Genomic DNA, 9,833 nt, shown 5'->3' with positions numbered 1-9,833 from the left:
CCACACTGTGCCATAATTCAGGGCTTCAAGCGTTGCCCGGGTGGTGAAATTGGTAGACGCAGGGGACTCAAAATCCCCCGCCGCAAGGCGTGCCGGTTCGATTCCGGCCCCGGGCACCAGCAACTCAGATGGCTTGAACTCCCCCCGCCCAGACCAACCCCTCGTCTGAAAATGACGCCTTCTGGAGCAATTGACAGAACTGCGTGACTCAGGGCTGGCGTTTCATGATGCATTCGATATTCTGGCGCCTCAAAATGCACTGGCGCATCGTGACCGGCATCACCCTGGTTCTGGTGGGTCTGCTGGTTTATCTGGTCGTGTCCCAGAAAACCCCCTTCTTTCCCAAGCCCAAGGCGCCATTTCATTTCAGCCCTTACCTGGACCTCAACCTGGCGGTGGAAGGCCAGATGCCGCTGGCCAACACTTTTTTTTCCGCCAACACCAAGGCCATCATCCAGTGGCCAACCACGCCACCGCTCAATACCCTGCGCACGCTGACGCTGGCGTTTGCCAGCGGTGAATGCGGCAAGGAACACTGGGGCGGACTGGATGCCAACAAGCTGGCCCAGGCCAACCTGCCGGCGCTGCAACAGGCCGACGTGAATTACATGATCTCCACCGGCGGCTCCGATGCCATCTTCACCTGCAGCAGCGAAGCCGGCATGGCGGCGTTCATCAACCGTTACCAGTCCAGCCACCTGCTGGGCTTTGATTTCAACATCGAGGCCAAGCAAACACCGGAGCTGATCCGCCAACTGGTGCATCAGGTGGGGATCGCCATGCGCCAGCACCCCGAGTTGCGCTTCAGTTTCACCCTGGCCGCTACGGCCGCCAACGGCGGCAACAGCCTGAACCAGACCGGCCAGTGGGTCATGCAAGCCATTGAAGCCGAGGGTTTGCAGAATCACTACGTCAACCTGATGGTCATGAATTACGGCCAGGCCAGCAGTGGCGCCTGTGTGGTGCGCGCTGACCGCTGCGACATGGCCGCCTCGGCCGTCAGGGCGGTGAACAATCTGCACCGCAAATACCGGCTGCCCCTGTCACGCATTGAAGTCACCCCGATGCTTGGCATCAACGACGTCACCAGCAATGTGTTCACGCTGGAGGATGCGCGCCAGCTGGCCAGCTTTGCCCGCAGCCAGGGCCTGGGCGGCCTGCACTACTGGTCGCTGAACCGGGACACCCCCTGCGTGCAGACCACGGCCACCGTGTCGGCCAACTGCCATGGCCTGGGGCAAACAGCCAAGCTGGCCTTCACCGACATCCTGGCCACATCCGTGGCCGTCAACACCCCGCCCTGACCCCGGCCAACGGCTGGCCAGTCAGACCATCAGCCACAGTCGGGTAGCGCAGGCGCACACCCAGCTCCTGTTTCAGCCGGGTGTTGTCCATGCGGCGCGACTCACTCATGAAACTCAGTAGCAGCAAAGGCAGTTGCTCGGTGGCGGTGCTGCGCGGCAGCCGCGGCGGCCGGGGCAAACCATACAGATCGGCGGCCAGGTCAAAATAGTCCCCCATCTTCAGGCCACTGTCGTCGTTGACGTTGTAGACACGCCGCGGCCGGCCACGCCACAACGCGGCCAGACAGGCTCGGGCCAGATCGTCGGCATGGATATGGTTGGTGTAGACATCGTCCGCCGCCTGCAACACCGGTGTGCCTTTGAGCAGGCGTTCACGCGGGGTGCCGCCCGCACGATCAGGGGCATAGATCCCGGGAATCCGCAGCACCATACTGGGCACGCCGCTGGCACGGCTGAAGTGGCGCACCCGGTCTTCTGCATCCATTCGCCTCTGAGCCCGCGTTGTTCCTGGGTTTAAAGCTCTTGTTTCAGTAGCAATTTCCCCCTGGCAATCACCATACACCCCGCTGGTGGAGCCGTACACCAGCGACTGCGGCGGGCTGCGGCGGCGCAAGCAACGCAACAGGGCTTGCGTGCGCGGGTCCTGCCGCCCGGTGTCCGGTGGGGGTGCCAGGTGCACCACACGGGTGGCCAGCCCGCCAAGCCGCCGCAGCGAAACCGGCGCATCCAGGTTCCCTTGCAAGGGGGTGATGCCACGGGCGCGCAGTTCGGTCACGCGCGCCGGGCTGGAACTCAGCGCCAGCAGTCGCACCCGCCCCTGCAGCCGTGCCGCCACACGCAGCCCAACATCCCCACAGCCGACCAGCAACACCCGCTCGCGCCGAAAGCGCGCCGGCAAGGCACCAGGCCGGGTGGCGTACAACAGCGGATGGGCACTTTGTAATGCAGGCAAAATTAAGTCCTTTCAGTTTTGCTTCACGTGCCAAGGATAACGACAACATGCCCCACCGTTCCAGCCCCGCGTCGACGTTTCAGGTCTCCGTCGAGCCCAGCCAGCGTACTTTTGACGTTGCTGCGGGTGAAACCATCCTGGCCGCCGGCATCCGCCAGGGCATCACCCTGCCCTACGGCTGCAAGGATGGCGCCTGCGGCTCCTGCAAATGCAAAAAACTCAGCGGCAGTGTGACCCACGGCCCCCATCAAAACAAAGCCCTCAGTGAGGCCGAAGAGGCCCAGGGGTTGGTGCTGACCTGCTGCGCCACCGCCAACAGCGACGTGGTGCTGGAATCGCGCCAGGTCACCGCCGAAGGGGCGTACCCGATCCGCAAATTACCCACCCGCGTCAGCCAGATGGAGCGGCTGTCGCCTGACGTCATGCGCCTGATGCTGCAAATGCCCGCCGGTGAGGTGTTCCAGTACCACGCCGGCCAATACGTCGAATTCCTGCTGGCCGGTGGCCTGCGGCGCAGTTACTCCATGGCCAATGCCCCGCACACGCTGGCCGCCGGGGGACTGCTGGAGCTGCACATCCGGCACATGCCGGGTGGCCGGTTCACTGACCTGGTGTTTGACAGCATGAAAGAGCGCGACATCCTGCGCATCGAAGGGCCTTACGGCAGCTTCTACCTGCGTGAAGACAGCGACAAGCCGATCATCCTGCTGGCCTCGGGCACCGGCTTTGCGCCAATCAAGGCGCTGATCGAACACCTGCAGTTTGCCGGCATCACCCGCCCCGCCACGTTGTACTGGGGTGGCCGGCAACCGACTGACCTGTACATGAACGACTGGGTGCTGGCCCAGATGGCGCACATGCCGTCCCTGCGTTACGTGCCGGTGGTGTCAGACGCCACGCCCGAGGACGGCTGGACTGGCCGCACTGGCTTTGTGCACCAGGCCGTGCTGCAGGATGTGCCCGATCTGTCGCGCCACCAGGTCTATGCCTGTGGTGCGCCGATTGTGGTGGAATCGGCCCAGCGCGACTATCTGCAGGCGGGGCTGCCCGCCGACGAGTTTTTTGCCGACGCCTTCATCTCGGAAGCCGACAAGGCGACCACCCTCAACCCCTGACTCCCAAGGACATTCCATGCCTTTCAAACCTCTGCTGCTCGCCGCGTTGACCCTCGGCACCGCCCTGCTGGCGCCAACCGCCCAGGCCCAGAACAAACCGATCCGCCTGATCGTGCCCTATGCCGCCGGTGGCCCGCTGGACGTGACCGCCCGGGTGCTGGCCGATGCCGTCAAGACCAGCCTGGGCACCGTGATTGTTGAAAACAAACCCGGCGCAGGGGGCAACATCGGTGCCGACCTGGTGGCCAAGGCCGCGCCGGATGGCCTGACCATCGGCATTGCCGCCACCGCCACCCATGCTGTCAACCCCTGGCTGTACGCCAAGATGCCGTTCAACGCCGCCACCGACTTTGCCGCCATCACCCAGATGGTGCGGGTGCCCAACGTGCTGGTGATGAACGCCGACGCCGCCAGCCGCCTGAAGATCAACAGCGTGAGCGACTTGATCGCCTACGCCAAGGCCAACCCGGGCAAACTCAACTATGGCAGCGGCGGCAACGGCAGCGCGGGTCATCTGGCTGGCGAGCTGTTCAAGAAGGAAGCCGGCATTTTTGTGGTGCACATCCCCTACAACGGTGGCAACCCGGCGCAGCTGGCGCTGCTGAGCGGCCAGGTGGATTTCAATTTTGACAACCTGGCCACCGCCGCGCCCAACATCAAGTCCGGCAAACTCAAGGCGCTTGCCGTCACCACCCTGAAGGGTGTTGATGCCCTGCCCGGCGTACCGCCAGTGGCCGACACCCTCAAAGGGTTTTCCGTGGACACCTGGTGGGGCCTGGTGGCACCGGCAGCCACGCCAAAAGACGTGATCACCAAGCTCAACCAAGCCTTTGTCGCGGCACTCAACGCGCCCGAGACCAAGACCCGTTTTGCCACCCTGCTGGCCGAGCCGGTGCCCACCACGCCGCAAGCCTTTGGTACCTTGATGGCCAATGAACGCACCAAATACGAAAGCATGGTCAAGGCCTCCGGCGCCCGGGTGGACTGAAGCGGACAAAACCAGCCAGCCCCGCCCGGTGCCGCGCGGGGCTCAATCGACCCGCGCCCCGGTCTCAAACCACTGCTTGATCACCTGGCGCTCGGCCTCCGAAATGCCGGTGGTGTTGGTCATCGGCATGATTTTGGTCACCACCGCCTGTTGGTAAATGCCCTGGGCGTGTTGTTTGACACCAGCAGGCGAATCCAGCCGCACGTTTTTCATCTGCACCTGGGCGCCGTGGCACAAATAACAACGCTGGGCCAGGATGGGCTGCAAAATCGCATAAGAAATTTGGCCTCCAGCCTGCGTATTTCCTGCCTCAATAGCTACTGAATTAGTAGCATTCTCAGTGACCACTGGTGCCGACCGGGGTGCCAGCCAGACCACCAGCGCGGCAATCAGCACGCCCCCCAGCAGCGCGTAAGGCCAAGGGTGGCGGTTGCGCCCGAGCTTGTAGCCGTGGCGCAGGACAAAAAACTGGCGGATCGCCGCCCCGGCCAGCATCATGGCGATCAGCACCAGCCAGTTCTGCGGGTGGGTGTAGGTGAAGCTGTAGTGCCCGCTGAGCATGGCAAACAGCACCGGCAGCGTGAAATAGGTGTTGTGCACACTGCGCTGCTTGCCACGGATGCCGTGGATCGGGTCCACCGGATCCCCCGCCTTGATCGCTGCCACCACCTTGCGCTGGCCCGGAATGATCCAGTGCGCCACATTGGCGCTCATGCTGGTGGCCAGCATCGCGCCCATCAGCAAAAAGGCGGCGCGCCCGGCAAACCAGTGGCAGGCCAGCCAGCTTGCCACGCACACCAGCAGCAGCACCAGTGCACCCACGATGGCATCACCATGCTTGCGCTGGCCAAACACCCGGCAAATCAGGTCATACAGCAGCCAGAACACGACCAGGAACGCCAGCGCCACCGTGATCGCCTGCCAGGGCGCCCAGTCCAGCTTGGACTTGTCGATCAGGTAGGTACCCGCGCTCCACAGATAAGACACAGTGAACAGTGAAAAGCCGGTCAACCAGGTGCTGTAACTCTCCCAGTAAAACCAGTGCAGGTGTTTGGGCAGCTGCGGTGGCCGCACGGCAAACTTCACCGGGTGGTAGAAGCCACCGCCATGCACCGCCCACAACTCGCCGCTGACACCCTGCTTTTTCAGGTCGTCGTCTTCGGGCGGGGTCAGGCTGCTGTCGAGAAAGACAAAATAAAACGACGAACCGATCCAGGCAATGGCCGTGATCACGTGCGCCCAACGCAGCAGCAGGTTAGCCCAGTCCAGGTAATAACTTTCCATCATCCGTCCTTGTTGACGCCGTCACAGGCCAGCGCCCGGTCCATGACTTGCAAAAGTTGTGCCGCCACCGCCACGGCAATCACTTCGGGCTGCTTGCCGCCAATGCCGGGCGCCCCCACGGGGCAGGTCACCTGCGCCAGCTCGGCAGGGCTGAAGCCGCGGTCTTGCAGGCGGTGGGCAAACGTGGCCCATTTGGTCCGGCTGCCCAGCAGGCCGATGAACGGCAAGTCCGCCCGCTGGCGCTGGCGCGCCAGGCAGGCCTGCACCACCTCAAAGTCCTCGGCGTGGCTGAAACTCATCACCAGCACATGGCTGCCAGGCGCCAGCGCCGCCACCGCCGCCTGCACCGGCTGGGAAAACTCGCAGACCACCTGGGTGGGCACCTCAGGCGGGAAAATCCCGTCACGGCTGTCAATCCACGTCAGGCGCAGCGGCAGCTCAGCCAGCAGCCGCACCAGCGCCCAGCCGACATGGCCGCCACCAAACAGCGCCACCGGTGGCCAGGCGGCCCTCTGGCGGTCAAACCGTTGCTGAAGCGCGGACACATCCTGGGCGCCGATGCGCTCAAACCCCAGCTCGACTTCGCCGCCACAACACTGCCCCAGCGCCGGCCCCAGCGGGTAGCGCCGCTGCGCACAACCGACGACGCCAGCGGCCAAATCGGCACGGGCCTGCTGCACCGCCTGCCACTCCAGATGGCCGCCCCCGACAGTGCCCAGCAAGCGGTCGGCAAACACCGCCATCCAGGCCCCCGCCTCACGCGGCACCGAGCCCCGATGGGCCCGCACCGTGACCAGCACCGCCTCCTGCGTCGCCAGCAGTGAGAACAATTCTGTGAACACTCTCACAAACCCTTACCCAATTGGCGCGGCCAAACCATCACAAGCCCCGGTTTTTGCGGCACAGTACGGGCTTGCGCCGTGCCGGGTTTCTGGCCGCCGCCCCAACCGTCCTGTCCTGTTGTCAGAGAAACACCATGAACCACCTGTTTCACCCACGCGAACGCCTGATCACCCTGGGCCTGAGCCTGGCGGCCGCCATCGCTGCCTTGCTGGCGGGCTGCAGCTCGACCCCATTGCCGCCGCCCGCGCCCAAACCCGCGCCTCAACCACCCGCACCGGTGGTGGTGATTCCGCCGCCCGAGGCGGTGCCGACCCTGGTGTCCCAGGCGCGCACGCCGCGTGATTACCGGCGTGACGCCGCCAGACACCTGTACGGCAAAAACGCTGACCGCATCTACCAGGGCAAGATGCCGCCGCTGCTGTACGCCATCGGGGTGCTGCAGGTGGAGGTAGACAGCAAGGGCCGCGTCATCGGCACCAGCTGGATGCGGGCGCCCAAACACGCGCCCGAGGTGATGGCCGACATCGAACGCACTGTGCGCGCCGCCGCCCCCTACCCGGCGCCGGTGCGCATGGGCCGGGTCACCTACACCGACACCTGGCTGTGGCACCGCAGCGGCACCTTCCAGCTCGACACCTTGACCGAGGGGCAACTCTAATTCCGCTTCCAAATCATTTGTGTCTAGGCGCGAAGCCGCAGGCAGTGCTGACGCACGACCAGGCGCAGCAACAACGACACAGATGATTTGGGAGCGGAATGACATCTCACGAGCCCCGGTAGGTTGAATAACTCCAGGGGCTCACCAGCAGCGGCACGTGGTAGTGCTGCTGCGGCTCAGCCACCCCAAAATCCAGACTGACCTGATCCAGAAAATTGGGCTCAGGCAACACCACACCGCGCGCCTTGAAATACGCCGCCACGTCAAACACCAGCCGATAGGTGCCGCGCTGCAACTCGGTGTGATCCAGTAGCAGCCCGTCCGGGTTGCGCCCGTCCTGATTGAGCACCAGCTGCTTCAGGCAGCGCGGCTGGGCGCCGTCAGTGGCATACAGCGCCACCTGCATACCCGCAGCCGGGGTGCCGTGCATGGTGTCCAACACGTGTGTACTCAGTCCCATGGTGATGTCCTCGCTTTGCACAAAGTGTATACACTTTTTGGTGAAGCAGCTATCATGCCGACATGGTCCACCCGATATCCAGCGCCCCGTCCGAAACCAGCTCCGCCACCGCCTTGATCGTCAACGCGCTGACGCAGGCCATCGTGTCGCACCAGCTGCTGCCCGGCGCCAAGCTGGCCGAGCAGACCCTGGCCAACCAGTTTGGCGTGTCGCGCACCCTGGTGCGCCAGGCCCTGTTCCAGCTCTCACAGCACCGGCTGATCCGCCTGGAAAAGGCCCGTGGCGCGTTTGTGGCCAGCCCCTGCGCTGACGAAGCGCGCCAGGTGTTTGCCGTGCGTCGCATGCTGGAAGCCGAGATGACACGCGCCTTTGTGCGCCAGGTCAAACCGGCCCACATCAAGGCCTTGCAAGCTCATGTGCGGGCCGAAAAAGCCGCGCTGCGCCGTGACGATGCCCAGGCACGGGCCGAACGCACCCGCTTGCTGCGCACCTTTCATGTGCGCATGGCCGAGCTGATGGGCAACCAGGTGCTGGCCGACTTGCTGGGCGAACTGATTTCGCGCTGCTCGCTGATCACCCTGATGTACCAGAGCGCAGATGCCGCCGAACATTCCAGCGACGAACACGCCCACATCGTCCAGGCGCTGGCCGCCCAGGACGAGGCGCTGGCCGTGCGCCTGATGGACGAACACCTGCAGCATGTGCAGGCTGGCCTTGATTTTGCTGCACCTGCAACCACCCCTGCACCACTCACCCCGCCATGAACCACTACAACAGCACCCTGCCCTACCCGCGTGACCTCACGGGTTACGGCCGCCAGCCACCGCACGCCCAGTGGCCGAATCAGGCCCGCGTGGCGGTGCAATTTGTACTGAACTATGAAGAAGGCGGCGAAAACTGCGTGCTGCATGGTGATGCCGGTTCCGAGCAGTTTTTGTCTGAGATGTTCAACCCGGCCAGCTACCCGGACCGCCACATCAGCATGGAAGGCATTTACGAATACGGCAGCCGCGCGGGGGTGTGGCGCATCCTGCGCGAGTTCGAGCAGCGTGGCCTGCCGCTCACGGTGTTTGGCGTCAGCATGGCGCTGGAGCGCCACCCCGAACTGGTGCAGGCCTGCCAGCAATTGGGGCACGAGATCGCCTGCCACGGCTGGCGCTGGATTCACTACCAGACCCTGCCCGAGTCAGTGGAGCGCGAGCACATGGCGCGTGGCATGGAAATCCTGACCCGCCTGATGGGCGAGCGCCCCCTGGGCTGGTACACCGGCCGTGACAGCCCCAACACCCGCCGCCTGGTGGTCGACTTTGGCGGCTTTGCCTACGACAGCGACTACTACGGCGACGACCTGCCGTTCTGGATGGAAGTGAAAAAAACCGACGGCACCGTGGTGCCGCAGCTCATCGTGCCCTACACGCTGGACTGCAACGACATGCGTTTTGCCCTGCCCCAGGGCTACTCCCATGCTGACCCGTTTTTCCAGTACCTGAAAGACACGTTTGATGCGCTCTACGCCGAGGGCGACCCGGCTGGGCTGAACACACCCAAGATGATGAGTGTCGGCATGCACTGCCGCTTGCTCGGGCGGCCTGGGCGCATCACCGCGCTGCAGCGGTTTCTGGATCACATTGGGGGCAAGCCGGATGTATGGGTGTGTCGGCGCATTGATATTGCGCGGCACTGGAAGACTGTGCATCCGTATGCGCCAATGCCGAGTCCCCACCACAGCAACTGAGCCATGCCCATCACTCTGCCCCAACTCAACGCCGCCAGCGCAGACGAGGCATTGAGCCTGCTCAACGGCCTCTACGAACACTCGCCCTGGATTGCCCAAGAAGCCCTGAAACAGCGCCCGTTCCAGTCCCTGGCCCAGCTCAAATACGTGCTGACCGAGGTTCTGAAAAACGCCGGGCGCGAGGCCCAGATCGCGCTGATCAAAGCCCACCCCGAGCTGGCCGGCAAAGCCATGGTCAGCCAGAGTCTTACCGCCGAGTCCAGCAATGAGCAAAATACCGCTGGCCTGACCCACTGCAGCGCCGAGGAATTCGCCCAACTCCAGCAGCTCAACCACGACTACAACGCCAAGTTCGGCTGGCCCTTCATCCTGGCGGTGCGCGGCCCGCGTGGCACCGGCTTGAGCCGCGCCGAGATCATCGCCACCTTTACCCGCCGCCTGCAAAACCACCCCGATTTTGAGTTGCAGGAATGCCTGCGCAACATCCACCGCAT

11 protein-coding genes and 1 tRNA gene are annotated in these 9,833 nt (G+C 64.1%); 8 read left to right on the top strand and 4 right to left on the bottom strand.

Annotated features, from left to right (window positions below; genetic code table 11):
* Positions 1–34 precede the first annotated feature (34 nt).
* Both PHW99_RS16415 and PHW99_RS16410 read left to right on the top strand, forming a co-directional pair.
* Positions 35–119, top strand: a tRNA-Leu gene (locus PHW99_RS16415).
* Positions 120–224: 105 nt separating this feature from the next.
* Positions 225–1,304 (top strand): glycosyl hydrolase, encoded by a 1,080-nt coding sequence (locus PHW99_RS16410; protein ID WP_300180066.1) that lies wholly within the window; start codon positions 225–227, stop codon positions 1,302–1,304.
* Here the strand turns inward: PHW99_RS16410 and PHW99_RS16405 are convergent.
* Positions 1,288–2,256: an SDR family oxidoreductase gene (locus PHW99_RS16405; protein WP_300180063.1), complete on the bottom strand. Its 969-nt coding sequence runs from the start codon at positions 2,254–2,256 to the stop codon at positions 1,288–1,290. The genes PHW99_RS16410 and PHW99_RS16405 overlap by 17 nt on opposite strands.
* A gap of 47 nt (positions 2,257–2,303) precedes the next feature.
* On the opposite strand from PHW99_RS16405, the gene PHW99_RS16400 reads away from it, so the two are divergent.
* Both PHW99_RS16400 and PHW99_RS16395 read left to right on the top strand, forming a co-directional pair.
* Positions 2,304–3,371: a CDP-6-deoxy-delta-3,4-glucoseen reductase gene (locus tag PHW99_RS16400; RefSeq protein WP_300180060.1), complete on the top strand. Its 1,068-nt coding sequence runs from the start codon at positions 2,304–2,306 to the stop codon at positions 3,369–3,371.
* Between the two features lie 16 nt (positions 3,372–3,387).
* Entirely contained in the window at positions 3,388–4,359 is a 972-nt protein-coding gene (locus PHW99_RS16395) for a tripartite tricarboxylate transporter substrate binding protein (protein WP_300180057.1), read from the top strand.
* 42 nt (positions 4,360–4,401) lie between these two features.
* Here the strand turns inward: PHW99_RS16395 and PHW99_RS16390 are convergent, their stop codons facing one another.
* Complete coding sequence (locus tag PHW99_RS16390; RefSeq protein WP_300180054.1) at positions 4,402–5,643, bottom strand: urate hydroxylase PuuD; 1,242 nt, start codon at positions 5,641–5,643, stop codon at positions 4,402–4,404.
* Complete coding sequence (xdhC, locus tag PHW99_RS16385; RefSeq protein ID WP_300180051.1) at positions 5,643–6,491, bottom strand: xanthine dehydrogenase accessory protein XdhC; 849 nt, start codon at positions 6,489–6,491, stop codon at positions 5,643–5,645. The genes PHW99_RS16390 and xdhC overlap by 1 nt, the downstream gene beginning before the upstream one ends.
* A 128-nt stretch (positions 6,492–6,619) precedes the next feature.
* On the opposite strand from xdhC, the gene PHW99_RS16380 reads away from it, so the two are divergent.
* Positions 6,620–7,144 (top strand): hypothetical protein, encoded by a 525-nt coding sequence (locus PHW99_RS16380; RefSeq protein WP_300180048.1) that lies wholly within the window; start codon positions 6,620–6,622, stop codon positions 7,142–7,144.
* A gap of 106 nt (positions 7,145–7,250) precedes the next feature.
* Here the strand turns inward: PHW99_RS16380 and uraH are convergent, their stop codons facing one another.
* The gene (uraH, locus tag PHW99_RS16375; RefSeq protein ID WP_300180045.1) at positions 7,251–7,604 is read right to left on the bottom strand and encodes a hydroxyisourate hydrolase; all 354 of its coding nucleotides are present in this window, start codon (positions 7,602–7,604) and stop codon (positions 7,251–7,253) included.
* A gap of 62 nt (positions 7,605–7,666) precedes the next feature.
* Here uraH and PHW99_RS16370 point away from each other — a divergent pair, with 62 nt between their 5' ends.
* From PHW99_RS16370 to uraD, 3 genes are all read left to right on the top strand, one after another.
* Positions 7,667–8,368 carry a GntR family transcriptional regulator gene (locus PHW99_RS16370; protein ID WP_300180042.1) on the top strand — a complete coding sequence of 234 codons (702 nt, stop codon included), beginning with the start codon at positions 7,667–7,669 and terminating at the stop codon, positions 8,366–8,368.
* Positions 8,365–9,339, top strand: a complete 975-nt coding sequence (puuE, locus tag PHW99_RS16365; RefSeq protein WP_300180039.1) for an allantoinase PuuE — start codon at positions 8,365–8,367, stop codon at positions 9,337–9,339. Before PHW99_RS16370 ends, puuE begins: the two co-directional genes overlap by 4 nt.
* Positions 9,340–9,342: 3 nt before the next feature.
* Positions 9,343–9,833, top strand: a 491-nt coding sequence (gene uraD, locus PHW99_RS16360) for a 2-oxo-4-hydroxy-4-carboxy-5-ureidoimidazoline decarboxylase (protein ID WP_300180034.1), incomplete at its 3' end; no start/stop codon positions are given.

Origin of the sequence: Rhodoferax sp. (genome assembly GCF_028689305.1) — a bacterium.
Classification (GTDB): domain Bacteria; phylum Pseudomonadota; class Gammaproteobacteria; order Burkholderiales; family Burkholderiaceae_C; genus Rhodoferax.
The sequence above is the reverse complement of the archived record's forward strand: the minus strand, read 5'-3'. Positions and strand labels throughout refer to the sequence as shown.